Annotated in this window: 19 protein-coding genes; 5 read left to right on the top strand and 14 right to left on the bottom strand. The window is 44.8% G+C overall.

From position 1 onward, the window contains the following. Positions 1-72: 72 nt before the first annotated feature. Entirely contained in the window at positions 73-2,973 is a 2,901-nt protein-coding gene (locus tag A4R26_RS01360; protein WP_081158931.1) for a TonB-dependent receptor, read from the bottom strand. A gap of 145 nt (positions 2,974-3,118) precedes the next feature. On the opposite strand from A4R26_RS01360, the gene A4R26_RS01355 reads away from it, so the two are divergent. Further along, positions 3,119-4,048, top strand: a complete 930-nt coding sequence (locus tag A4R26_RS01355) for a phosphoribosylaminoimidazolesuccinocarboxamide synthase (RefSeq protein WP_081158926.1) — start codon at positions 3,119-3,121, stop codon at positions 4,046-4,048. 226 nt (positions 4,049-4,274) lie between these two features. On the opposite strand, the gene A4R26_RS36010 is transcribed toward A4R26_RS01355, so the two are convergent. From A4R26_RS36010 to A4R26_RS01330, 5 genes are all read right to left on the bottom strand, one after another. Then, on the bottom strand, positions 4,275-4,529 hold the full coding sequence (locus A4R26_RS36010) for an ATP-grasp domain-containing protein (protein WP_081158923.1): 255 nt from the start codon (positions 4,527-4,529) through the stop codon (positions 4,275-4,277). Positions 4,530-4,560: 31 nt separating this feature from the next. After that, positions 4,561-5,322, bottom strand: a complete 762-nt coding sequence (locus tag A4R26_RS01345; RefSeq protein ID WP_081158921.1) for a hypothetical protein — start codon at positions 5,320-5,322, stop codon at positions 4,561-4,563. 266 nt (positions 5,323-5,588) lie between these two features. Continuing rightward, a complete protein-coding gene (locus A4R26_RS01340; protein WP_081159424.1) occupies positions 5,589-6,299 on the bottom strand; it encodes a phytanoyl-CoA dioxygenase family protein in 711 nt (236 codons plus the stop codon). A gap of 143 nt (positions 6,300-6,442) precedes the next feature. After that, a complete protein-coding gene (locus A4R26_RS01335; RefSeq protein ID WP_081158918.1) occupies positions 6,443-7,915 on the bottom strand; it encodes a hypothetical protein in 1,473 nt (490 codons plus the stop codon). Positions 7,916-8,180: 265 nt separating this feature from the next. Next, entirely contained in the window at positions 8,181-8,495 is a 315-nt protein-coding gene (locus tag A4R26_RS01330) for a tetratricopeptide repeat protein (protein WP_081158914.1), read from the bottom strand. Between the two features lie 1,010 nt (positions 8,496-9,505). Here A4R26_RS01330 and A4R26_RS01320 point away from each other — a divergent pair. Then, the gene (locus tag A4R26_RS01320) at positions 9,506-10,618 is read left to right on the top strand and encodes a lactonase family protein (RefSeq protein ID WP_081158905.1); all 1,113 of its coding nucleotides are present in this window, start codon (positions 9,506-9,508) and stop codon (positions 10,616-10,618) included. 837 nt (positions 10,619-11,455) lie between these two features. Here A4R26_RS01320 and trhO read toward each other — a convergent pair. The 4 genes from trhO to A4R26_RS01300 all read right to left on the bottom strand — a co-directional run bounded on the left by trhO (position 11,456) and on the right by A4R26_RS01300 (position 18,292). Then, positions 11,456-12,496, bottom strand: a complete 1,041-nt coding sequence (gene trhO / locus A4R26_RS01315) for an oxygen-dependent tRNA uridine(34) hydroxylase TrhO (protein ID WP_081159422.1) — start codon at positions 12,494-12,496, stop codon at positions 11,456-11,458. Between the two features lie 268 nt (positions 12,497-12,764). Then, positions 12,765-15,230, bottom strand: coding sequence for a DUF5686 and carboxypeptidase regulatory-like domain-containing protein (locus tag A4R26_RS01310; protein WP_081158903.1), 2,466 nt, complete (start codon positions 15,228-15,230; stop codon positions 12,765-12,767). A 175-nt stretch (positions 15,231-15,405) separates the two neighbouring features. Next, on the bottom strand, positions 15,406-15,795 hold the full coding sequence (locus A4R26_RS01305) for a hypothetical protein (RefSeq protein WP_081158900.1): 390 nt from the start codon (positions 15,793-15,795) through the stop codon (positions 15,406-15,408). 37 nt (positions 15,796-15,832) lie between these two features. After that, on the bottom strand, positions 15,833-18,292 hold the full coding sequence (locus A4R26_RS01300) for a penicillin acylase family protein (RefSeq protein WP_081158898.1): 2,460 nt from the start codon (positions 18,290-18,292) through the stop codon (positions 15,833-15,835). 686 nt (positions 18,293-18,978) lie between these two features. Between A4R26_RS01300 and A4R26_RS01295 the strand changes: the two genes are divergently transcribed. Beyond that, on the top strand, positions 18,979-19,464 hold the full coding sequence (locus A4R26_RS01295) for a cupin domain-containing protein (RefSeq protein ID WP_081158897.1): 486 nt from the start codon (positions 18,979-18,981) through the stop codon (positions 19,462-19,464). A 105-nt stretch (positions 19,465-19,569) separates the two neighbouring features. On the opposite strand, the gene A4R26_RS01290 is transcribed toward A4R26_RS01295, so the two are convergent. Beyond that, positions 19,570-20,664: an aminotransferase class I/II-fold pyridoxal phosphate-dependent enzyme gene (locus A4R26_RS01290; RefSeq protein ID WP_081158894.1), complete on the bottom strand. Its 1,095-nt coding sequence runs from the start codon at positions 20,662-20,664 to the stop codon at positions 19,570-19,572. Positions 20,665-20,750: 86 nt separating this feature from the next. Between A4R26_RS01290 and A4R26_RS01285 the strand changes: the two genes are divergently transcribed. Continuing rightward, positions 20,751-21,359 (top strand): MiaE family protein, encoded by a 609-nt coding sequence (locus tag A4R26_RS01285; protein ID WP_081158891.1) that lies wholly within the window; start codon positions 20,751-20,753, stop codon positions 21,357-21,359. A 116-nt stretch (positions 21,360-21,475) separates the two neighbouring features. Here the strand turns inward: A4R26_RS01285 and A4R26_RS01280 are convergent, their stop codons facing one another. Continuing rightward, positions 21,476-22,174 carry a uracil-DNA glycosylase family protein gene (locus A4R26_RS01280; protein WP_081158888.1) on the bottom strand — a complete coding sequence of 233 codons (699 nt, stop codon included), beginning with the start codon at positions 22,172-22,174 and terminating at the stop codon, positions 21,476-21,478. A gap of 110 nt (positions 22,175-22,284) precedes the next feature. Between A4R26_RS01280 and A4R26_RS01275 the strand changes: the two genes are divergently transcribed. Further along, positions 22,285-23,634 (top strand): Gfo/Idh/MocA family protein, encoded by a 1,350-nt coding sequence (locus tag A4R26_RS01275; RefSeq protein ID WP_081158885.1) that lies wholly within the window; start codon positions 22,285-22,287, stop codon positions 23,632-23,634. A 155-nt stretch (positions 23,635-23,789) separates the two neighbouring features. On the opposite strand, the gene A4R26_RS01270 is transcribed toward A4R26_RS01275, so the two are convergent. Next, positions 23,790-24,794: a GSCFA domain-containing protein gene (locus tag A4R26_RS01270; protein WP_081158882.1), complete on the bottom strand. Its 1,005-nt coding sequence runs from the start codon at positions 24,792-24,794 to the stop codon at positions 23,790-23,792. Positions 24,795-25,006: 212 nt separating this feature from the next. Then, on the bottom strand, positions 25,007-25,894 hold the full coding sequence (locus A4R26_RS01265) for a hydroxymethylglutaryl-CoA lyase (RefSeq protein WP_081158879.1): 888 nt from the start codon (positions 25,892-25,894) through the stop codon (positions 25,007-25,009). Positions 25,895-25,916 lie beyond the last annotated feature (22 nt).

Here is a 25,916-nt window from a genome sequence, read left to right as displayed (position 1 = left end):
GCACAGAGAAACATAAAAATAAATGCGGCAATCAGTAACGATGCCGCATTTTTTATAAAGCTTTACTGACTTTTAAAACACATTGTACCCAAAGCTCACGTAGTACAACCCGCCAACGCTTGGGTTACCAAACGCCGTAGTATAATACTTGTTCGTGAGGTTGGTAGCGCCCAGTTTGATCAGGCTTTTGATCTTAGGCAAACGATAGCTGATCATCGCATCAAGTGAACCGAATGATTCTACCTGGCCGGTACCGAAAGTACCTTGCCACAACATTTCATCCTGCCAGCGATACAGGACATTGAAACCCCAATTGCTGTTATTCACTTTATCATTACCGAAAGTTACATTGAAGCGAACCTTTGGCGTGTTGAAGAAAGTTACCAACCCCGAATCGACATCATTCAACTGATCGCCCGATACGTTAACACCGAAATCGTAGCCCTTGTTAAACCGGTAATTCACGCTTACCCCCCAGCCTAATGCATTTACTGTATTTTCTGAATTGGATACAAAAGAGTAATTGGTAGTCGTGAACGGGCTTGCCAGTTCAGTAAATGTTTTGGCTGGGTCGGCGCTGGCGCCTCTGCCCACCGCCTTACGGCCCAGGAAGTCTTTGTACTGGCTATAATAACCATATGCATCAACAAGCAGTTTCGGCGTAAGCAAACCGCGGTACCCAATTTCGTATGAGTTGGCGATCTCAGGTTTCAGCGTTCCGAAATCAGCCTCTTGTAGTAAAGTGGGATTAGGCGTGCCATTATTGATTGAATTGCGGTAAGCGACTATGCTTTCGGCAGTATAAGCAGGGCTTCCGCCAAAATTATAGAACGAATAGAAATCGGGTAACCCGCCGATAAGGATGCTCGCCGGCGTACGCAGGTTGATCCATTGGTCCTGCGTAGAAGGGAAACGATACGCCTGCTGATACGATAAGCGGATGCTGTTGTCTTTTGCCACTTTTAGTAGTGCGGTGGCGCGTGGTGTAAAGCGGCCGTCGAAGTTTTCGTTCTTATCGTACCGGCCTGAAACGGTTAATTTCAACCGCTCTTCCAGCACCCATTTCGATACCTGCGCGTAACCGCCCACTTCGTTGATACCGATGGTACCGGTACTATCGGCAAAGATGGTTCCGCTTGAGTTCAGCACATAGCGACGGAAGTTGGCGCCTACCAGTACTTCTGCAAATTTGATATGATCGCTCAGGTTATACTGGCCTTCGAAATGATACATATCTGATTTGTCTTCGAATTTAGCGCCGCCTTTGCTGATAGACTTATTTACTGCACTATCGAAAGCGGCCTGAAAGGCGGGTGTACCGGGCAAATAAGCACCCACCTGAGCAGAGTCCCGTGCTAAAGCATGTGCCTGAGCATCTGGAAGTCCGGCCATACGGGCGCCTGAATAAAATGAAGCGTACTGGCCAAACCATGTTTGATCGGCTTTCCAGGCACGGTTGATCGCCACTGCAGCCGTAGTGGCCGTATACGCGTCTCCAGAATTTTCCTGAATGGTATAACCACGCAAAAACCAGTTCCTGCCCCTGAACTCCAGTTTATACTGGCCCATTTTCAGGTTCTTGATGCTGTAACGATCGGCGCCGGTATACACCGTAGTACCGGTTCCCCAGTTACCAGCCAGAATAGCTTCAATATTTTCAGTTATTTTATAATGCAGGGCGCCGGATACTTTCACATTATAGGTATCATAGTCAACCAGCGTATTTTCGTTATATCCCGTACGGCTTACATTTTGTGAACCATAATACCCTCTTGCCAAACCATTGGCCATTAAATATAATGGCAGCGTTTGGGGATTGCCGGCATAGGCAGTGGTAGTAGCATAATGCCCAACGATTTCCTGCTGCGTCGGCGCCCGGCCCAGGGAAGTACTTAAATTGGTGATCACCCCGGGAAGCGTAGGATTGTTTGGTCCGAAAATACCTGCCTGTGCCAGTGCAGAGAGGCTCGCACTTGCCTCATCGCCAAACACGTTCACGCCATCATAATTGGGATCCGTATTACGATTACCATCTTTGAGTGAGCTGAACACGTTGTTCCGTTGCAGGTTGCGGTAATCGGTAGCCTGCCAGTCATCGGCCTTTATGAATTGACCCGACAACCGGAAAGCGAATTTTTCACTGATCTTTTTTGCATAACGAAGCGACCAGTCGTAGTAAGGCGTTGCATTGTCCTGCGCCGGATCGTCGAAGTGCATGTACCCATGTTTTACCTGGAAGCTCAACCCCTGGTATTTGAACGGGTTCTTACTGTTCATAAGCAGGGTACCGTTCATTCCACCTGAACCGTATAAGGCAGAAGAAGCGCCCTGTAACAGTTCCACGTTGTCAACATCCAGTTCGGTAAGCCCAATTATATTGCCCACGCTGAAGTTCAGACCGGGCGCCTGGTTATCCATTCCATCAACGAGCTGATTGAACCGCAGGTTACCACTGCCATTAAAACCACGGGTACTGATAGTACGGAAAGTCAAACTTGATGTTGTGAGGTCAACCCCTTTCAGGTTAGCCACGCCATCATAATAATTAGGTGCAGCAGCGGCGCGAATGGCGCCTATATTCATACGTTCGATCGACACAGGCGATTCCAGTATTCGTTCCGGAACGCGGCTTGCCGAAATAACTACCTCGGTACCCAGATCGGAACCGGGTACAAGGTCTACTTCAACAGGTGTTCCGCCACCGGATACAGCTACTTCTTTGGCAGTAAAGCCAATGGACGTAAATTCTAGCGTTAGGGGGAAGGCGCGGGAAGTGGTCAGTTTAAAATTACCTTTTTCATCTGTATAGGTCCCTGAACCTGTTCCTTTAATAACAACCGTAACGAAGGGAACGGGTTCTTTGTTGGTACTATTTCTTACGGTTCCGGAAATAGTTGTAGTTTGAGCCCTGGCAGCAATCGTAAAAAAAAAGAGCAAGGATAAAGCTGCCAGGCAACGAGAGTATTTACTCATGGCATGGAGTTTTTATGGTTATAGAGCAAAATACGGATTGTAATTTTCAACAGAAAATTTTATTTAATCACATCTTCTTGATTTTGTTGATATTTCGGGAATTCTTTTTTTTCATCATATTCAACATCGCTGGTATCTTCGGCCCATGAAATCATTACAATTTCCTCAGCAGACAAACTTTTACCGAGGCAAAGTAAGAGATGTATATACTATTGAAGATCAGTGGCTAGTAATGATTGCCAGTGACCGCATCTCTGCATTTGATGTGATCTTACCCCGCCCCATCCCTTATAAAGGACAAGTATTGAACCAGATTGCTGCTTACATGCTGCAGGCTACGCGCGACATTTGTGCCAACTGGTTAGTATCGGTACCTGCACCCAATGTGTCTATTGGTAAAAAATGTGTGCCTTTTAAGATCGAAATGGTAGTGCGTGGTAATTTAACAGGTCATGCATGGCGAACCTATGCCAGTGGAAAACGCGAATTATGCGGTGTACCCCTACCTGAAGGCATGAAAGAAAATGATTTTTTTCCAACCCCCATCATAACGCCAAGCACTAAAGCCGAAGCGGGCCACGATGAAGATATTTCAAAAGAACAAATAATTGCTACCGGGCTCGCCACAGCTGAAGATTGGGCCGTTCTGGAAGATTATACCCTGAAGTTATTCGCGCGCGGTAAAGAAATCGCCGCCAAACAGGGTTTGATCTTAGTTGATACAAAATATGAATTCGGCAAAATCGGCGATACCATTTACCTGATGGATGAAATTCATACGCCCGACAGCAGCCGCTACTTTTATGCCGACGGGTTCGGGGAAAGACAAAAGACCGGCGAACGCCAGCAACAGCTGAGCAAGGAATTCGTACGCGAATGGCTTATCGCCAACAATTTTATGGGCAAGGAAGGACAAACAGTTCCTGAAATGAGCGATGAGTGGATCAATACTATTTCGAAAAGATATATTGAACTGTATGAAAAAGTGATTGGCTCAACATTTCAGCCGCAGCACCTTTCGGAAGAAGAAACGGTTAGCCGGATAGTGAAAGAGTTGGAGAAAGTGAAGGGATAGTTGATGAGTTAACGGGTTAACTGGTTAACGGGTTGACGAGTTACCGGGTTGACGAGGGAATACAGCCCCCGAAATAAAGGCGAAAAAATATATTTTAAAAAGGTTGGCAGAGCAATTTGTCGACCTTATTTAATTTGTGAGCGATTTCAAAAACATTGCCTGGGTCGTAATTTTACTATCGGATCAAAGTTTCGTCAACATTGGAAAAATGAACATGCATTACCACTCATTTATTAATCGTTGCATCTATGATGCAGTCAATTACGTTCACTGCTTTACAACCGTTAAGTCCTGCGCCCCAGCATGCATTAAATTCGAGAACAAACCAACCTGTTTTTCCACTAAATGCAATATCAATAACTACAACTTTGGGCAACTCGTTTTTGTTAACGCAGATAAAATCCGATACAAATTTTCTTCCGCTTGTCAAATCAGCCGAACCTTCATATAACGCAATATCCTTTACTACTCCGTCCCTCACAAAACATCTTGCTCCGCCTGAATATCGTCAACTACTTTTGAGTTCTGTTGCCACAACCTTCCCACCAAATAAACTTAATATCTTCATTTATGGCGTAAGCATAGGTTGTCTTCTCATTTTCGAATTTATTATTAATTCTAACTACATAACATTTTTTGCCATTCTCCACCCATTCCCGTTCCAGTTCGATCTCATCTTTCTCATAGTTAACTTTCCGGGATAGCGTTACCTTCTTTTTTCCCCGATGGAACATGTTCTTTGCAAAAATCAATTTCGGAACATAAGCGTGCCGATCTTTATACAACAAATCAATACTATCTTTTTTATGCCGGTAGGTTGTTTCGTCCATTTTTCCTGACACATGGTCGACCAACATAGAAAAGTATTCCTTCGGCTTCGAAACTGTGTCCTCTACTTCGTACAATGAATCGTTTCGAAAAATGAATACAGTTTCCATGCAATTTACAACAAGTATGCGGCCGTCTGACATTATTGATTTCGCAAAAATTGTCTTGCCATAATTTGGTTTACTCACAACGTCTTTGAATTGATCAAGGGTATGAGCCCATTCGACTCCAGGTGTCCAGATTTTGATCGTGTCTGAAAAATTTCCACGAACGAAGAGCATTGAATCACAATTGTAAAAAAGATTGTACCCATCAGGAGGCTCTATCACGTTGAGCGCAAGTTTATTTTCCTTAAAATAGTTACAGGAAGAAACATAATTGCTGTCGTCCTGCGACAATGCTTTATCTGCAATCAACAAGAAAATTATGGCTATCAGAGTTTTCATATAATGGCGTTTAATGGCTATGGCATTGAGTTCGGCCGGGCCATCGGAAACGTCAAGCCCGAATCTGCAGCCGATGGATTATCTTTGCTGTATATGTAGGTGTTTAGATAAGTCTGCAATTAAATTTGAAATGTCGGGATCTTGTAATTCGTGGCGGTATTGCTGTTCAGTAGTCCAGCCCAGGCATTAAGTTAAATAAAATTATTACCGAGCAGGTTTTGCTTTCAGCCGCCTTAACACAAAACCCATGTTGTGCGCCCGGCTTATCAACATAAATTTATTCGTTCTGCCCAATTAAGTTCTGTTGGTAGTTCCTGATTTGAAAACTCAATGTGAATCACTCGCCGTTGCCTATTGTTGGTTGTTCTGCCTGAACTATGTAATAGTAACGGTTTCATAAGCATAATTCCGCCTTTTGATACATTGCAACTTACTTCCTTCTCAAAAGTCCAATCAATAGTTTCTGGTCTATAAACGCCTTTTAAATGAGACTTAGGTATAACTCTTAATGCGCCGTTGTTTTCATCGGTATCGTCAAGATGAATACGAACAGTCACGACATTTTGTAAAATGTTCAACGGTGGCTGAACTGCAAACTGATTCTGTTTTGTTGTCCAAAGGTCAAACCCATTCAAAGAAACTTTCTTATCAACAGAGATTGTCAGGTCCTGATGATATGAAACATACCAGTTTGATGTTTGTGGTTTATCAAAATAAATGCTTTTTACAACAAAATATTTGTCACCTAAAATTTGGCTTAAAATTGCTTTGAGATTATCATTGAAGACTGCGTCGATCGCTGATGGTACTTCCTTTAAAAATTGTCTAATAGCAAAGAGGTCTTCTGATTTCCTGAATGTGTCTTTGTCTGAGTTTGCCAGGTTGATTTGTCGCAATACATTTTCTACTTCGTCCATGGTATAGATCTCGTCAAAAATCACAAAACCATTCGATAAAAAGCTATCTGTTTGTTTCATGTAGAATCTCTCTTTAAGCTGACGCAACGGATCGGTAACCGCTGTTTAATTGAAATATATTATTGAAGTTATGTACAAAAACTGATTGTCTGATTTTTTGTTTTGCCGCCGTCATCATGATTCTTGTTGGCAGAAGTACATCGTCACTCGATGCCGTTGTCCTTTAATAATTTCGCAAACTCTTTACCTCCCCAATCCTTTCTCAATGCTGGGTTTATCTTGGCTACTTCTACTATACGCTTATTAATTTCTTTGTCTTTTAATGCAATCAGCACTTCAGTTGCTTTCAAATAAATATGTGCGTTATCTTCCGTTTTAAGTCGGTCAAACAGGGCTGATACAAAAGAAGTGTCGCCTAATTTTAATGCTTTGTCTGCGAATGTTGGAAACTGATGAACATTGATCTCTCTTATATTTTTGTTGATTTGCTCAATGGCGTATGGTCTGTCCCTAACTAAAACTGTGTCAAGCATAACAGCTAAAAGGTTTACGGGTTTTTCTTCATCTTCGCTGTAACTTCCTGTGTTGAAGTAATAAAAATCATCCGCATTTTGTATCGTCTTTTTTGTTAGCAGAAATGCCTTGTCTGGATTTTTTGGGTAAAGCAGCTTGAAGACTTTTGTATTTATCTTCTTTTCGCTTTCCCACATTGCCCAAAGGAGTTCATCATAAACAGGAGCGTAGAAGTCATGAACTGCTGCGAAGATAAAGTCTATGTGATATTGCCTTATGTTTTCGTGTTTCGTCTGTGTGAATGGTACTTTTAAAAGCTGAAGTGCTGCGTCATTTTTAAAACTGGCAATAGCTTTATATAATTCTCTCCAATCCGTACTCGAGGCTCCTTTGTCAATTGCTTCATACAAAGACCTTTCCAGTAAAGGCAGAAAAGCGTTGTCAGGAAACTCACTAATTGCTTTGTAAGTAAAGAAAAGTTTGCCATAACGTTCACCAGTCATTTCATTATTTAGGATTAACTGAATATCTTGTTTACGTTTGAATTTAGCTAGTGTTACTAACGCCGACTGATTGTTTTCTTTCAATACGAGTTCTCTAACTCTTTCGTAGGATGCTTCGCTTAACCTGGCTCGGTTTATTGCATTCTCTTTTGCATATAATTTATTTGGAGTATAAATAAGAAGACTGTCTAAATAGTTGAATTCGTTAGGTGTAAGTTTTTTCGAGTCTAAGTCAACATACTGAGGAGTAGCAAGGCTAATAAAAAAATCTCCTACTTTTTCACTACTTACAATACACCCAAACATTGTACTTACCTTTTCATCGTCGGGAATATGTTTGATAATTATTGGAAGCAGATTGACAGAAGTGTCATAGGTCAATGCCCAAAAAGAATAGCAACGAACTACACCGTTTGGATGATTCGTTAGCTCCTGGAGTTCACCATTTGTCGCAACCTTTTGTAATTCTGTAAAGTTGTCAAATTGTTTTGGTCGAATGCCACCGTTTCCAACTATACTGCCCATCAGCCTATTTTCCTTTTCAATTTTCGTAACAATCGCCTTTGTCTGACTGGAAATTTTTGTCTTGTCAAACTGAAACTGTTGTCCAAAACAGTTAAAGGTTAAAGCCACAATGATTATGGTAGCGAGATGTTTCATTTTGTATTTCTGCCAACGTTCGGGGCTTTGCGTTCGGGTGGGTTAGTAACCCTGAACTTAAGCCGATTGCAAAACCAAGCCCCATTTAGTCACCTAGCCGAACAGTCAAATTCAAACTTATGACTGGTTTCCTGTTTAACTCCATTCCAGCCGTTTCGCCACCTGACGAAATAAACGTTTTGTCCAGGCATTGTAGGGTGTAGAAGTTAAAAAAACTCATTGTTTATTCCGCTTCTAAGCTTTATTAGTTGTTGTGTGCAAGCGTTTAGTTACAAAGTGTCCCGATTTCTTTTTCAGCTTCAGGATCACCCAGGTCTTTGGCGATTTTAAGAGAAATGCAAGCACTATCTTTTTTCCCAAGTTTTGAAAATGTCATTCCCTTTTTGAAATAAGCTCTTGAATCTTTATTGTCAACCGAAATAACATTGTCGTAATATTTTATAGCTTCTTCAAATCTATTTAATTCTCGCAAAGACTCGGCCTTGTTGAAATAGGCCACTGCAGGATAATCTGTACCTTTTTCAATGACACTATTGAAGTCAGACAAAGCTTTTGCCGATAACCGCTGCCGATTGAAAATATATTATTGAAGTTATGTACAAAAGCTGATTGTAATTCGTCAGCAGGAACTGAAGCTGAAATTTGCATTTAGCTGATGCTAAAATTTCAAGCCCAATTTGCTTACAACCCAATGTTGCATATTTGTGCCTCGCCCTGCCGATTTTGTCAATGGTTAATTAATGTGTCCTTTATGTAACCTTTATACATGGTCCTGCGAATTGGATAAATTATCCCTTGTTTATTTGCAATAGCGGAGTCAATTATTGTAAATATTTTTAAGTCAGTTTCATCAAAAGGTGTCGTAAAATTATCACTTGGTGTTGCTAAAAGCGTTGTCAAGGATGGCGTCTTTCTATTTTGATTGTAACTAAAAAACGTCTTACGAACTAAACTGTCATTATAAAGTATCTGAAATTCCCTTTTGCCATTCTTAAACCTTTCTGCATAAATCTCAGTACAGCCACAATGAGAAAGTGTCACAGCGTTAATTGTTACATAGTCTTTTTTTGATGATGAACTTTTATAGATATTTCTTGTCGTGTTGCACCCGGAAATCGAAAAGAATACCTGCACAATAACGATAAATTGAAGAAAAGTACTTTTCAATATCATATAGAACCCGAGAGGTTGGTTATGGCATAACATACAACTGCTGCCGCTCGAATTCAAGCCCTTTGTCAGCTAGCCGCCGGCCGGTCGATTCGTTCGTATTTTCAATCACGGTATGTAACTAATAAACATGGCTTCGCCTTCTCAGTCACACCTGCAACTAATTAAACCTGGCCTTATACGATAACGTTACCCGGGTTTCAAGATTACAAAAAATTACTCAGATCTTAAAGTGGAGTAAGTTAATGAGTTAACAAAAAAATATTAACCCGGTGTTTAATGAGCAGCGGGACTTGTGGTTTTTAAAATTGATGGCAGCCGGATCCGGGTCGCAGCATTTTTTCAACACCTTATAACGCAATGGCAGGATGTTAACTTGTTAACCCGTTAACTTGTCAACTATTTAACTATCTTCCATGTATGAAACACCTATGGCACATTATTTTATTGTTTGCCTTACATATAACCGGTAATTGTCAAATGAACTACTATCTGTTGGTGGGTACCTATACCCGGGGAAAAAGCGAAGGCCTGTATGTTTATAAAATGAACACGCAAACAGGCGAAGTGGCGGCCGTTAGTAATGCAAAGGCGGCCAACCCCTCCTATCTGGCGCTTTCGCCCGATGAAAAATTTGTATACGCCGTAAATGAAGACGCCAATGACAAGGGCAGCGTTTCGGTGTTCTCTTTCGATAAAAGCAATGGCACTTTAAAATATATCGATAAACAAACCAGCGGCGGCGACCATCCCTGTTATGTGGCCGTTAACAAAACCGGTAAATGGGTGGCTGTGGCCAATTATAGTGGCGGCAGTTTCTCCACATTACCCATTATGGCCAATGGAACGCTGGGCAACCCTACCACGGTTCAGCATACAGGCAGCAGCGTTGATAAGGAACGGCAGGAAAAACCGCATGTGCATTCCACCGTTTTTTCGCCCGATGATAAATATATTTTTGTGCCCGACCTCGGCATCGATAAGGTAATGATCTATTCCTTCAATCCAGGCAGCGGGAAACCCGAACCGGCATCAGTGCCATTTGCGGCCACACCGGCCGGGAGTGGACCGCGGCATTTCACCTTTCATCCCAATGGGAAACTGGCCTACCTGGTTGAAGAAATGGGCGGCGCCGTTTCGGCATATAAGTATAAGGATGGAAAGCTCACGCTGATCCAACATATTTCAACCTATCCGGCCGGTTTTACCGGTAAAAAATGGTCGGCCGATATTCATGTTTCACCCGATGGTAAATTCCTGTATGCTACCAACCGCACTCCATCGAACACCATTGCCATTTTCTCCATCGATAAAAGCGGCAAGCTCACAGCCATTGGGCATGAATCAACCAAAGGCGAAGTACCGCGCAATTTCACTATTGACCCAACGGGTAATTTTTTGCTGGTGGCCAACCAGGAAACCGATAATGTGGTGATCTTCAAACGCGATAAAAAATCCGGTAAGCTCACCGATACCGGCAAAAGCATCAAAGTGGGTAACCCCGTGTGTTTGAAGTGGGCGAAAGATAAGTAGCTGTTGTTTTACTTCAAAAATTCGTGCTTTATTTCAGCGTTAATGCTGCCGTTTTAAGGATAAAAGGCAATTTTTTCAGGAAATCTCTGAATCCCTTCGGGTAACCTAAAAAGCCTTTAGGAAAACTCAAAATCTTTCAGGAGAAGGGAAAAACTTTCGGGAAATTGTAAAAGATAGCGGGAATCGCCATTTACCTCCAGGAAATTGTAAAATACTTCGGGAAAACGTAAATCCCTTCGGGAAATGCCATTTCCCTACAGGAAAGCCGAAAAGCTTTCAGGAAATCAGAAAAGTTGGCAGAAGTTGATTGTTGCAGCGCTACTAAGGCCCATTTCAACACAACATAAGTGAATTTCAGGCTAACATCAGTCCGTCGCAAGCCTACATGCCATTAAAACAAATCAACATCAGTTAAAAACAACCCAACTGCCGGTCATTTAAGGCTAACATTAGTCCGTCGCAAGCCTACATGCCATTAAAACAAGTCAACATCAGTTAAAAACAACCCAACTGCGGGTCATTTAAGGCTAACATCAGTCCGTCGCAAGCCTACATGCCATTAAAACAAGTCAACATCAGTTAAAAACAATCCAACTGCGGGCCATTTCAGGTTAGCATTAGTCCGTCGCAAGCCTATATGCCATTAAAACAAGTCAACATCAGTTAAAAACAATCCAACTGCGGGCCATTTCAGGTTAGCATTAGTCCGTCGCCGGTTAAAATGGCATCATTATACGTCGAACTACCCACAAAACAGGCTGATCATGGGTCTTTCAGGCCAACATTAGTTCCTGAAAGATAAATTATATCGATGTGGGCAGCACTTTTGCCAATTGCCTATTGATCCTCCCCCAGCCTCGGTCTCAGCCTGTGACGCGATTTATTGAAGATATTCCGGCCTTTGTCGATGCCCTTGCGCAGTTCCTTTCTTTCTTCTTCGGGCAAATGAATAAAATCCTGGCATTCCTTACTGCAGCAGCCTTCATGTTTGGCGGCACATGCTTCGCACTGGATAAATAACAGGTGGCAGCCGTCATTCGCACAGTTCACATGCGTATCGGCAGGTTTACCGCATTGGTGGCATTTGGAAATTATTTCGGGCGTAATGCGCTCGCCCAGCCGGTTGTCGAACACAAAGTTCTTACCAATGAACCTGCTGTCGAGCCCCTGTTCTTTTATTTGTTTGGCGTAATTGATGATACCGCCTTCGAGGTGAAATACATTTTTAAACCCATGATGCAGCATGTAGGCGCTGGCCTTCTCGCAACGGATACCGCCGGTGCAATACATGATGATGTTCTTGTCTTTCTGGTCCTTCAGCATATCTACCGCCATAGGTAACTGTTCGCGGAAGGTATCGCTGGGCACTTCCAGCGCTTTTACAAAATGGCCTACCTCGTATTCGTAATGGTTGCGCATGTCAACCACAATGGTTTGCGGATCGTTCAGCAACGTATTCATTTGTTCGGCATTCACATATCTGCCTTTGTTGCTCATATTGAACGTTTCATCGGTAATGCCATCGGCCACGATCTTTTCACGCACTTTTATCTTCAGCACCCAAAACGATTTGCCGTCATCGTCTACAGCAATGTTCAACCGTATGCCGTTCAACGGTTCAATGGTATACATATACGTTTTAAAGGCCTCGAAATTGCTTTGCGGCACACTGATCTGGGCATTGATGCCTTCATGCGCCACATAAATGCGGCCAAACACTTTTAAGGCGGCTAAGTTTTTGTAAAGTTCGTTGCGGAATTGTTCCGGCTCGGCAATGGGGAAATACTGATAGAAAGAAATGGTAGTACGGGGTTCTGTTTCCTGGTACAAAAGCTCTTTCAACTCCTTCTGGGAGACGCGGTTGTGTAAGATAGCCATATTTGAATTTTTGCGACCGCTTGCAGGGCAGTCAAAAATTAATAAAACGGGGCAAATATATGAAGAATTGGTGTATGTACTTAAATAGGGTTTTGTACCAATAAGAAACAGTTTATGGTTTGTGGTTTGTGGTTTATGGTTGCTACCGCACTTTGAGATTACCTCATTTTTTTCAACATGTTGCAAGGCTCAGAAACCAGGAAGTTGAAAAGTAATCGGAGATCCCGGATAAAAGAACCATAAACAGAAAACCATAAACAATAAACCATTACAGTTTTCCAAACCCTCTTATTCCCAATCGTACCCCAAACGCAGCCACCCGGCCTTTTTCGAATCCCCATACAAAATCGAACCGCGCAATTTTAAGCAGGTTCTCAAAACCGGCGAACACTTCCACATATTCCTTGTCGCTATCGGCGTATAAGGCGTTTGCGCCCATTACGAGGTACAAGTTGAGATTACGAAAGGCAGGGATCTTGTTGGTGAGCAATCCATTGAAGTGATGTTCTATATGCCCCTCCGCATACAGGCGGTTCATATTGCTGTATTTATAGTATGGCAGTAATTGAAAGCCATTGAGGTATTCAACCGACGCCAGGATCTGGTTACCGTTGAAATGCGTGTAATCGATCACGGCTACGCTGTCGCGGTTCATAAACCCGCCGATCACCGCCTTATACCGGAAATTACCGCCAAGGTTCAGATCGATGCTCTCGCTTACATCGAACCGCCATTTGGCATAATCGATGTCGCTGCCCAGCCAGTTGTGGATACCCTTTGAATAAGAAAACGTAAAGGTTGGATACCGGGAACCGATATTCACGATCCTTTCGGGATACTCGATGTATTTGGTTCCGGGCAACCAGCTTACCCCAATGGTACCGATCAACGCCTGGTGGCGTTGGAAATTTTCGGTCATCACCTCAATGGGAAAGTTCGGGGTAAACGCTATGTCCTTACGATCGCCGAAAGAGTAATTGCTGGTATTCTCCAGCGGTATGCGATCTTCATATTTCATACCGCCGAAAAAGGTAAGTCCATTCCCTACGTCTTTTGAAAAGTTGAACCGTCCATACCATGCTTCGTAGAATTTGGCATAATTACGTTCGAACAACCAGCTGCGAATGGTATTACTGAGCTGACTGATGGGGTTGTTATTATTTATCTGGTTCACCCATTTTCCACCGCTTATCGAAAACGATGAAAAATATTTGCGGCCATGTGTGTAGGTAACGGTTGCTGCTGAATTGAAATGACGGTTACTGAACCCATACCGCACCGCCGGTTCTATACCTAAGGCCCGGCGGGAAGCAGGAACGGTATCGAGGCGTTTGGTATATCTTCCACCCAAATTCACCAGCCACCCCTCCACTGTATTGTAAGCTACCGTTTGCAGCAACGGGTAAAAGCTATAGGTTTCCCGTTTTTTCTCCCTGTAAAAATTTTGTCCGGTAGCCACCAGCGGAAACAAATGCAGTTTGTTCCGCCTGCGGTCGATGGAATCGAGGTAACGCGGGTCTTTGTGCGCTTTCTCCAGGCTGTCTTTTTTTCGGTAATCGGTTATTTCTTCCAGCTGCAAAGGCAGGGGCCTGATGGAATCCCAGAAGGCGGCAGGCTTTTTATTGCTACCCTCGTAGATCTTCAGATAGGTATTATTAAAGAACTTACGTTCGAATGTGGGGTTTATATCGAATTTGGAATACACATTTACAAAACTGCCGTATGCATCGAAACCAAACAGCTTCACCGCCGGGTACAACACCTGGGTTTTAATCACCCATACATCGTTGTTGTAAGGCACATACAGTTGCTCTATCTTCAGCGAATCGATGATTTCCATTTGCGATGCTTTCGTTAGCTGTAACTGCAAACTATGTATGCGCCAGTCGCCTTCGGTAATATTGATATACCCGCTGAACAACGGTTCATACCGCCTTTTGGGCGTTACTTTTATACGGTTGATCTCGCGGCCGTCTTCCACAAAACTGCCTTCATAATGATAGCGGTAAAAATTCAGCGCACTGGATGCTATGGGAGAAATAAAACCGCGCGGGTTCAATCCTCGCCCCACCTGAATATTGTTCTCGTAAAATGAAACGATCTGCGGCGTGCTTAACCCAAACTCATCGCTTCTGCCGCTTACACGCGTTGAAAGCACCTCGATCTTGCTTCTCTTTCCATTTTCAACCGAGTACCGCGCAATAGTCTCCGACAGAAAAAGCATTTTGATCTTGCTGGTATCTCCGTCTTCAAATTCAATTTTTTCACCGAGGAACTTTTTGGGATAGGCGCGTAACTGCAGTTGTCCCTTTATATATACTTCGCTTTGAAAAGTTTTAAGCTGGTTCAGGTAGTATGGTCTTTTTTTAATGGCATTGCGAATGATCTCATAGGCGGGATCCTGGGCGCCGGGCCGCACCACTACTTCCTTTAAACTTAGCTGTTGTAAGGAGAGTTGAAAATTGAGCGTGATATCCTCTGTTCCTACGGTAATGGTTTTTTCCTGCCGGTTGTAACCTACATACTGCGCAACTATAGTGTATGTACCGGCATCGAGCTGCAGAAAATAATCGCCGGCTTTATTGGCGGTGGTGCCCTGTGTAGAACCTTTTATGAGGATGGATGCATAAACCAATATCTGACCCTTTTCGTCGGTGACCCTGCCGCTGATCCGTGCAGCCTCAGTGGTTGACTGGCAAACAATAAAGAGGGTAATAAAGGTCAATAATCTCATATCGCGACGAACGCGAAAATAAGGCCAATTGTTGATTAGCTGCTCACTAAATTAGTTAAAACACCCCTGCAGCGGGCTCAACGGGTCAATTCCGCATGCGAAAAGGAGAAAAAGCGGTTCCAGATTAAATTCCCTGCAACCCCGCAGAGCGGGCAGGCTCTGTAACGGGTTTCAACTAATACCCACTGGTATACCTTTGTTCTTCGAGTTCCTTCCATTCATCATAATACCTGCGTAAAAAACTTCCCGATAAGGCGGAAAGGCCACCGACAATTGCGCCAACAATCGCTGTTATCAGAATGATCAGGGCCGATGAGCCCCCCAATGGGAAAAGGCTGGCCATGCGCTGCGACAAAATGCTGTCGTTTTGCGCGTCGATCCACAACACCAGCGCGCCCCATAATAAAAATATGCTGGTAAAACCCATTAAGTACGCCATGCCCGGTTTCTGATAAATAAACACCGACACCAGGAATGCTACCAGTCCGGCGCTCCAGAAAGGAAGATACAAACCGGCGGCGAAGCTGACGATGACTGTTAATGCTATTGAGATCCCGAATTTCATCCTGCTTTGTAATTTAAAAGTAGCAATGGTGAATGTGCTAATTATTAAAGTTTATGGTAAACAATATCCTTTTATCCTTAACATCCTTCTCGTCCATTACCCACAACTGATTGTATCTCCCCGCTGCCCAGTCGTACACAAAATTATCGTAGTACCTGCTGCCGGGGTTGCCGCTTTGTCCGCCCGGATAAATGCCCCAGGCATCGGTCTTATCAGTCATTTCAACGATCATGCGCCAGCTTGGCCCATGAAATTGTTTGGTGGCGTTGATGACGTTCTCGCCCCCGCCCGTTTCCATATGATACCGGCTCAATGGCGCCAGGCGCAGCAAATGCCGTATGCCGGCGTCTTTGTATTTACCCCAGTTCAGTTCGCCTTCCGCATCGGCCTTTGAAACAACCGGCACCACTTTTTTAAATGCTGCGGTTACCACGTCTTTTACGCTCTCTACGGTTTGGGTATTGATATTGTCGGCAAATTTAAAATTGGCGAAGGAAAGACATTTAACCAGCGTTGCCTTCTCGGGCATAATGACCGGTTTGTTGGCAACATCGAGTTCGTCGTTCCAGACTTCTTTTTCAAGGTTTTCTATCCAGAGCTGAAATATGGCAGGCGCCTTTTCCATGGCATCATACCGCAAATTCCAGCCGCGCAGGATATCGAGGTATTTGTTCTCCTCGGTACTTAACGTGTTTTCATCAATATTGGCCATCATAATGGGTAATGCCGTTTCTGCAAACACATTGAAGTTGTCGGTTTGCATTTTCTTCATATCATCGATGGTAATGCCATTCAACTGCCGCAGGTATCGGTTAATGATGATGCCGCGGTAAATGGGATAACTGCCGCCAAGGTAGAACGGATAGGTTGTATCGGTGGCCGCCTGGTTGGCGCTGCTTACAAAACCACGGGCTGAATCAATTTCGTTATCGTTATGGGGATTGTCTTTTTGGTCAATGTATCCCTGCCACAGGTAAGCGGTATCGGTTCCGGGCATAATAAAATCGCCCTGGCGGCGCCATTTGGCCGGAAATTTTCCCTGTTGCCAGATGGCGATATCACCGCTTTTTGAAGCAAAAACGAAATTCTGGCCCGGACAATAGAAATACTTAATGGCATCCTCATAATCTGATTTGCTTTTCATGCGGTTGAGCAGATAAAAGGTTTTCAGTTCGTTGGAACCGTCATGCGCTTTCCACCGAACGGCATAATTGGTATAGGCCGATGCCCTGTTGCTTCCGGTGAATGAATTATCATACTGCACCGGCCCAAAAATGGTATAGGCAACCGTATCGTAAAATGGCGCCCGCCCTTTTATTTTGAATGTATCAACATGCAGTTCGCTTTGTTTCCAGGCGCCATTGAACTCGTATTGTTCCCTGGTCTGGTCTTTGAAGTGAACGACGAAATAATCTTTTACATCGCGGCCGGCATTGGTAACGCCCCATGAGCAGCTGTCGTTGAAGCCAATGATCACTGCTGGCGAACCGGGAAAAGTAACCCCATACACATTGTATTGCGGGGTATGCAACTGCATTTCGAACCAAAGGGATGGCAGGTTCAGCCCCAGGTGCGGATCGTTACATAAAATAGGGCGGCCGCTTTTTGTTTTGGTTCCATCAACCGCCCAGTTATTACTGCCATTGTCTTTATCGGGTTTATCAACCGGTGTGGGCGCTATGTCGGCAAACGTGTTCCATTTAAAATACAGCGAGTCGGTAGTAACCGGCATCAGCGGCCTGGCCGCGGGAGCATTGAATGTTGTGCCCCTGGGCACAATGGGGTCGAGCGAATCCTGCATTACCGGGTACAGCAGTTCAAAGTCTTCCTGGCTTAAAACGTTACGTACATTGGTATATTCGAAATCATTTTCAGAACCTGTAAGGTCATAGCTCATATACTTCAGGAAAAGCGCCGTCTTGAAATTGTTCCAGTGCTCGGGCACATAGTTCAGCAGGCGGTATTCGAGTGGCAATTCATTGGCAGGCAAATGATCTATATAAGCATTTACACCGGCAGTGTATGCATCGAGCATACTTTTGGTGTTGGGGTCGTTCTCCATACTGTCGAGCGAACGGCTGGCGCCCAGTTTCATACCTACCCTGCGCATATTGCGGTCGTAATTCAAATAGGCATTGTTGGGACCGGCGCCCAGTACTTCCGATAAACGGCCTGCGGCAGCATGGGTTTGAAACTCCATTTGCCAGAGGCGGTACTTTGCGTGCAGGTAACCCTGTACGAGATACAGGTCTTCATCGTTCTGTGCAAATACGTGCGGCACCATTCTGTCGTCGACATACACCTGCACTTTTTCTTTTAGCTGGGGTAAATACAAATTGAGATCGGCATGGGCATCAACAGGCTCGGCATTTTGCCAGAACCCGGTTTGCGGACTGAGAAAACTACCCAGCGGCGGAATGCTTCCTATGGGCATGCTCAGGGTAATGATCAAACCGATGGTTACTACTACGGTAACAATAAGTGGAATAATGCGCATATTGCTAATTCACATCAGGGGTTAGAAGGATTTTTTAAAAGTAGTGCATTTTTTAATACGGAAAACAAAGCTGAAAGCCGAAAGCTGAAAGCCGAAAGCAAATTCGGTTGTTTTTACGTTAGACTTTGGGCTTTCAGCTTCAGGGAGGTGGCTTCTGAAAACCATAGCTGAAAGCTATTAGCAGCGGCATTTATTTAAATATTCTTAAATCTATCAGCGAAAACTACCACAAAGTTGTATTGTGAGGAACCCTGCTAATACGGACTTTTGTAGTGCAATCAGTGCGATGGATGCCTGGTATAAAAATGTAGTGACATGGAAGCCCGGATATATCAGCGAAAGAAGAGAATGCTTGCCTTGTTGTTTGTGGCGCTTTTATTAATAATATTTTTCGTATAGCAATTATACATTGAAGTTGTTCGCAGTTCAGTAGTCATCAGCAATCGTTTAGTTCATCAACCTTAGAGGTTACAGTCCGTGGTACCGCCCCGACGTTTCGTCGGGGCTTTTTTATGGCCATTCATGTAAAGTTTAAGGTGTGCCACACTTACTTTTCCGCCGCCAGGAAAGTGTGGCACACCTTCATTGCCGGCGACCGTTGGCATAATCTAATACATAATTGGTCAAATTTTAGTAACTTACCCATCAGTTCTTTTAATTATTCGTCACCTAAATATTGTTTTGCTATGAAAAAGACAGCCTATTCTGCCATGGCAATGCTGCTGGTTCCATGGCTGTCCTGTACCAACAACCCGGTGCAGAACATTGCAAGTCCCCCGATGGATAAAGGTGAAAAAGCAAAAATGATACTTCCGCCCGTACGGGATACCGTGCTGCAAAGCGGCAGAAAGAACATGTATCTGGCCGGGCACCGCAACCAACCCGGATTCTTTATTGAGCGTTACGTTTTCCCGCCCGGTTATAAAGGAATGCCGCATGTGCATAATTCCGACCTCTATGTTACCATTCTCAGCGGTTCAGCCCATATTGTTATGGATAAAATATTCGATACTACTATTGCCGCCATGGCTTATGGCCCGGGAAGTTATGTGGTTATAAAAGCCGATCAGCCGCACTACGAATGGTTCACCGAGGAATGCACCATGCAGGTATCGGGAATTGGCCCGAATGAGACCTATTATTTGCCGGAGAATGAAATAAGGAAAAAGTAAGGTTTATGGTTTGTTGTTTATCGTTTATTGTTCTTTATTGCGCGAGTTCAAAATTAAATTTTAAACCTCAAAGCGCGGCAGCAACCAAAAACTATAAACCATAAACTATAAACAGCTAATTACCCCCTGAAGCTCCGTCAACGTATTGAAAGCATGCAACACAATCCTCAACCGCTCCTTCCCTGCCGGAACCGTAGGATATAAAATGGCGCGTACATCGAGCCCGGCGGTTTGCAGATCGCCAGCTACCTTCTTAACCTGGTCGTTCCCCGGTATAATAACTATTTGCACCGGCGTATCGGAAACCAGCTTTTTACAATTGATGTTCGCCTGTTGAAAAGTATTTATCAGTTGTTGCAAATGCGCCCTTTCGGCATGCATTTGCGGAAATAACTCATATGCACAACGTATAGCGGCCACGCTGGCCTCGGGCAATGCCGTGCTATAGATGAACGACCGGCAGAAATTGATAAGATAATTGCGCAACCGCCCGCTCCCAAGCACAATAGCGCCATGGCAGCCTACCGCTTTTCCAAAAGTATGTATACGGGCAAAACAGGCGGCCTGCAGGTTGAGTTGCTGAACCAGTCCTTCCCCCTGCCCGCCTACCACCCCGGTAGCATGGGCTTCGTCAACGATCAAATGCGCGCCGTACTGTTCGCACAAAGCGCTGATGGCGGTCAATGGGGCCTTATCGCCATCCATCGAGAACACCGATTCCGTAACAACGAATATTTCACCGGTGGCGGCCTGCAGCCTTTTTTCCAGGTCTTCGAGGTCATTGTGCCTGAATGAAAAGGATTGGGCAAAACTGAGCCGAATGCCATCGCGCAGGGAGGCATGGCTGAGGTAATCGTAAATAATGGTATCGCCCCGCTGGGGAACACAACTCAGCAAACCCAGGTTGGCATCATAACCTGAATTGAATAGCAACGCCGCTTCGGCCGCATGAAAGGCGGCCAGCATTTCCTCCGTTTCTTCAACCAGTTTATAATTGCCGGCGAGCAGGCGCGAACCGGTACTGCCATGTTTCCAGGTATGGGCGGTTTCACCCAGCTTTTTTTCTATCAGCCCGTTGTGCACAATGCCGAGGTAATCGTTTGAACAGAAATCGGTTCTGTCATTGGGCAACTGCAGGCGGCGGAAAGCATTCTGCTGCTGCCGCTCGTTGAGTTTTTTCAGTAAGAATGAGTCGTTCATAACTTGCATTGAAGTGTGCCGCACCTTGAAGGTGTGGCACACTTAAGGCTCAAATATCGCACTTAGCCATTAACTTTGTGCACTTTATGAGCACTACCAACGAAACAAAAAATATCCTCGGGCTGCACCTGCCCACAGACCCGCGCTGGGTGAACCTGGCCGAATTGTCGCTGGAGTATATTCTAACCGATCATGCGTATTGCGAGCAAAAGGCAGCTACCAGTTGCATTTCGCTCATACAGCGATACAGCGAATTGGAAAAGCTGGTGACTGAGCTGGCCCCCATCGTTACCGAAGAATGGGGACACTTTCGCCTGGTGCTGGCCGAACTGCATAAACGCAATCTGAAGCTGGGCAAACAACGAAAGGATGAATATGTAAACCAGCTGCAGTTATTTCAAAAGAAAGACGGCAGCCCTGAACAAAGGCTGCTCGATAAGCTGTTGATCTTTGCCCTGATAGAAGCCCGCAGCTGCGAACGCTTCAAACGCCTGAGCGAAGGTCTCGACGATGAATACCTGCGCAATTTTTACCGCCGCTTTATGGAAAGCGAAGCCGGCCATTATCATTTATTCATAGAGCTGGCCGAAACCTATGTAGAAAAATCAATTGTACGCAAACGCTGGCAGGAATGGCTGGCTTATGAAGCCGTGTTGATGCAGAAAATAGAAGTGCGGGGAGATCGAATTCACTAGTTTGTGGTTTGTGGTTTAGGGTTTGTGGTTCATAAACACACGAGTTAAAAATTAATTTTAACTCTCAAAGCGCGGCAGCAACAACAAACTACAAACAACAAACCACAAATTATAAACTATAAACTCCTTCTTAATTTCTCCAAATATACTTTTACATACTCATCCACCTTCTTCCTCCGGTATTGCATCACCCACCGCGGATGCGGCAGCGGAATTATTTCCTTAAAGAAACCGTGCTTCGCATTGATCTTCTGAAAGATCTTGTAATTGGTGCCTTCCCCCAGACAAAAACAATGCTCACGCGTAGTTGCAATGGTATCCAGCTGTTCGTTGATGCTTTGTAAAATGAACGGCTCGCTGTCTTTCAGTAATTCCTTATCGTCATAATAGTTCAGGTTAACGCCATCCTTTGTAAATCCCAGCGGCGACATGGCTGTAATATAAAAGTCGTAATAGAATGCTTTGGCACCGCCATACGCTTCTACCACTGCATATATAAAATGCGACGATAACTCCGCTTTTTTCGGCAGGTCGTTATCGATGCCGCACACTTCTTTCAGGCGTATGGGATCGGTGAACGGAATACCGGTAACGCCGCCGCCAAAACGCCCGGGATTGATACCGAAGATGAATGTACGCGGATGATGATCGTTGTAAAATCTGGTATAGAACGTTTCGGCCAGTTGCCAGGCCTCCGCATCGGCAAATGGGTTCATAATGGACACACCGGCCGGTAATTTGATATGGGGCGACAGGTTTTTACAGAAATTCAGAATTGCATTCGATTGCGTAAGTTTTTGAGCGGCAGTGTTCATGTTCGCTTATTTGGTATTTTGGCAGCACCAAATTGGTGCTTCAGGTGTGCCACACTTTCCCTCGCCTTCGCTCAGGATGTGTGGCACACCTCTAAAACAAAATTAAAGCTATGAACCGAAGATCATTTGTCAAAAATACCGGCCTGGCATCAGCGGGTTTATTATTACCCGCCGCCGGTATTTTCGCAGCGGCTGAGCCTGCCGTTAAACTGGGTTTTATCGGCGTTGGCCTGCGCGGCCAGGGTCACCTCGAAAATGCGCTTCGGCGTAAAGATGTTAATGTGGTAGCCATATGCGATATCGATGAGCGCATGCTGGAGCGGAGCGCCAGCCTGTTTAAAAAAGCCGGCAAACCCATGGCCAAAGTGTATAAAGACGATGTGAACGCATGGAAGAAAATGCTTGAACTGAAAGAGCTCGATGCGGTGATCATTGCCACGCCCTGGGAATGGCATGCACCCATGATCATCGGTTGCCTCGAAGCCGGCATTAAATATATCGGCACCGAAGTAATGCTGGGCATCACCCTGCAGGACCACTGGGAGGTGGTAAAAGCCGCCGAACATCACAACGCCCATGTGATGATGCTCGAGAACGTGTGTTACCGCCGCGATGTTATGGCCGTATTGAACATGGTTCGGCAGGGCATGTTTGGTGAACTTATTCACCTGCAGGGCGGCTATCAGCACGATCTGCGGCATGTGAAATTCAATAATGGAACACAACCCTATGGCGGCGGCGTTGAATTTGGAGAGAAAGCATTTTCAGAGGCGCGCTGGCGTACGGAGCATTCCGTGCATCGTAACGGTGATTTGTATCCTACCCATGGTATTGGCCCGGTTGCGGAAATGATCAATATCAATTATGGCAATCGCTTTGTATCACTCTCCAGCTTTGCCACCAAAGCGCGCGGACTACATGACTATATTGTAAAGAACGGCGGCGAACAACACCCCAATGCCAAAGTGGAATTTAAACTGGGCGATGTAGTTACCACCATGATCAAATGTGCAAACGGTGAAACCGTACTGCTGCAACATGATACCAACCTGCCCCGCCCCTACTCGCTTGGCTTTCGCGTACAGGGCACCAAAGGCATCTGGATGGACGTAAATCATTCGCTCTACATTGAAGGGGTAAGCAAAACCAATGATCAATGGGAAGATGCAAAGGCTTACATAGATAAATACGATCACCCGTTATGGAAACGCTGGGGCGCATCTACCGAAGGCGCCGGTCATGGCGGAATGGATTTCTTTGTGTTGCACGCATTCATTGAATCGGTAAAACGTAAGACCAGAACGCCTATGGATGTATATGATGCTGCCGTGTGGAGCGCCATTACCCCATTGAGCGAGCAAAGCATAGCATTGGGCAACGAAACGGTGGAGTTCCCCGATTTTACAAATGGGCAATGGATGTATAGGAAAAACAGGTTTGCTTTTGGGGATGAATATTAGTTTGTAGTTTGTGGTTTGTAGTTTGTGGTTTGTAGTTTGTGGTTGCTGCCGCGCTTTGAGGTTCACTATTAATTTTGAACTCGCGTATAAAAAACAACAAACAACAAACAACAAACAACAAACCACAAACTTATACATATCTCCCAGTCTGTTTCTTATTGCAAAAAGTATCTTATATCCTCATCAAGATTCAAAAACGGATATTTTCGCTGCAGTTCCTGCGCCTTCTCCAGATGGGTTTTTAAAAATCTTTTATGTGCTTCGGTTGAAGGCTGAAAAGGTTTGTGTTTACGGGCTATCACTATCTTTTTTATTTCTTCTGCAAGTTGCTGCGCTTTCTCATCGACAAAATGCCGCATGAATTTGTCGAGCACAAAAGAAGTAGCCTGGTAATTGGGATGCACCATATCGATATCGTAGAACCGGTAATCGCGCAACACATCTATCACCAGCTCATACGCCGGGAAATAATACAGCCGGTCGAATTTATTCACCATGTGATGAACAACTTCTATCAGCCGCGCCTTGCTGCGGTTATTATCGATAACGCCATCGCGAATATGCCGCACCGGGCTTACCGTAAAGATCACTTTCAGGTTGGGGTTGAACTGGAACAACTGGTGCAAACAGTTGTCGAGCATGGTAGTCGTTTCCTCTATGGTGAGCAGGTGTTTATTGAACCAGCCTGCAGGCGTGCGGTGGTTATTGGCAACGGCGCCGCGAACTGCGCCCCGGCGAAATGAAACAGGTACCTGTTCGGTCAACCGGTATGAAAAGGAAGTGCCTAAAGTAATGATAAGCCAGTTGGCCGTTTTCAGGTAAGCATGCGCTTCCTGTTGCGAGGCATTGATGCCGCGCAGGCATTCCTGCAGATCGGTTTTTGAGAACCGGCTATGGTGTTGCCAGCTTTGCCAAACCTCGTTATAATAAAAAAGCTCTTCGGTTTGATACTGTTTGTTCTGAACATATGAAACCAGACTGCTTGCTACACTGGCCGGATCGAACAAAATACCATTGGGATTCTGCAGCACACTGAACTTAAGCTCATCGAGCTTTTCGCCGATGTGCTCGGTAAAGCACGACCCCATTAACATGATATTATCCTGGTAATTGATGGGATTCGACAAAGTGGAGATCTGAATCGGTATCTGTAGGTCCATAATCACATTTATCAGGTTTATACATTAAGAGATAAGGTTCAAAGTTGAACAGTCATAAGGAATGCAAAGGACGAAGGAGGAATGAAGAGGCATGAAGTTCAATTTCGGATTTTGAGATTTAGAAACTTTGAGATTTCATCAGGTTTTACCCTCTGATAGATCTCAAAATCCCGAAATCCTGAAATCGCTAAATTTCTTACTAATAGCGCTTTTCATAAGGTAAATATTTCGTTAGCTAAGTTAACACTTTTCGCTAGCGCTGTTTTATTCAACATGGGCAAATTATCATATTGTTCTAAATATGATATGAGCCATTCGGTATCGATGTTGCCAACGAGGTCGTCATTGGCCATGGGGCAGCCGCCAATACCTTTCATGGCTGAGTCGAACCGGCGGCAGCCTGCCTTGCGGGCGGCTTCTATCTTGGCGGCGCGGTTGTGGGCACTGCTATGGAGGTGCACCCCGATCTGGTGTTGAGGAAGTTTTTCGATCACATAACTGGTCATGGAATATACCTGTTCAGGCGTGGCGAGGCCCACGGTGTCGGCAAGCGAAATAACGGGAACGCCGAGGGCTGCGATCCTGTTCACCCATTCAAACACGATCTCCGGCGACCAGGCATCGCCATAAGGGTTGCCAAAACCCATGGAGATATAAATGACGAGCGCTTTACGGCTTTGTTCGCAAATACGTTGTATGTCAGTTACCCGTTGCAGCGATTGCGCAATGCTGCTGTTGGTATTGCGTTGTTGAAAGGTTTCGCTTACGGAAAATGGAAAACCCAGGTAGCTGATCGCATCAAATGCGGCCGCTTCTTCTGCTCCGCGCACATTGGCAATGATGGCCAGCAATTTCGTTGGCGAATCTACCGGCAGTTGCTGCAGCCCCTTTAAAACGGTTGCCGTATCGGTGAGTTGCGGAATGGCTTTGGCCGATACAAAACTGCCAAAATCAAGCGTGTGAAAGCCTACCTGCAACAAAGAATGCAGGTATTCGATCTTTTTTTCGGTTGGAATAAAAACCGGCCAGCCCTGCATGGCGTCGCGGGGACATTCGATCAGTTGAATCGGCTCCGTTGTACTTTGTTCACTGGTATTCATAACCACAGTTTATAGTTTGTTG

The organism is Niastella populi, from assembly GCF_002078015.1.
GTDB lineage: Bacteria > Bacteroidota > Bacteroidia > Chitinophagales > Chitinophagaceae > Niastella > Niastella populi.
Note: the sequence above shows the minus strand (reverse complement) of the source record. Positions and strands in the feature narration are given on the sequence as shown.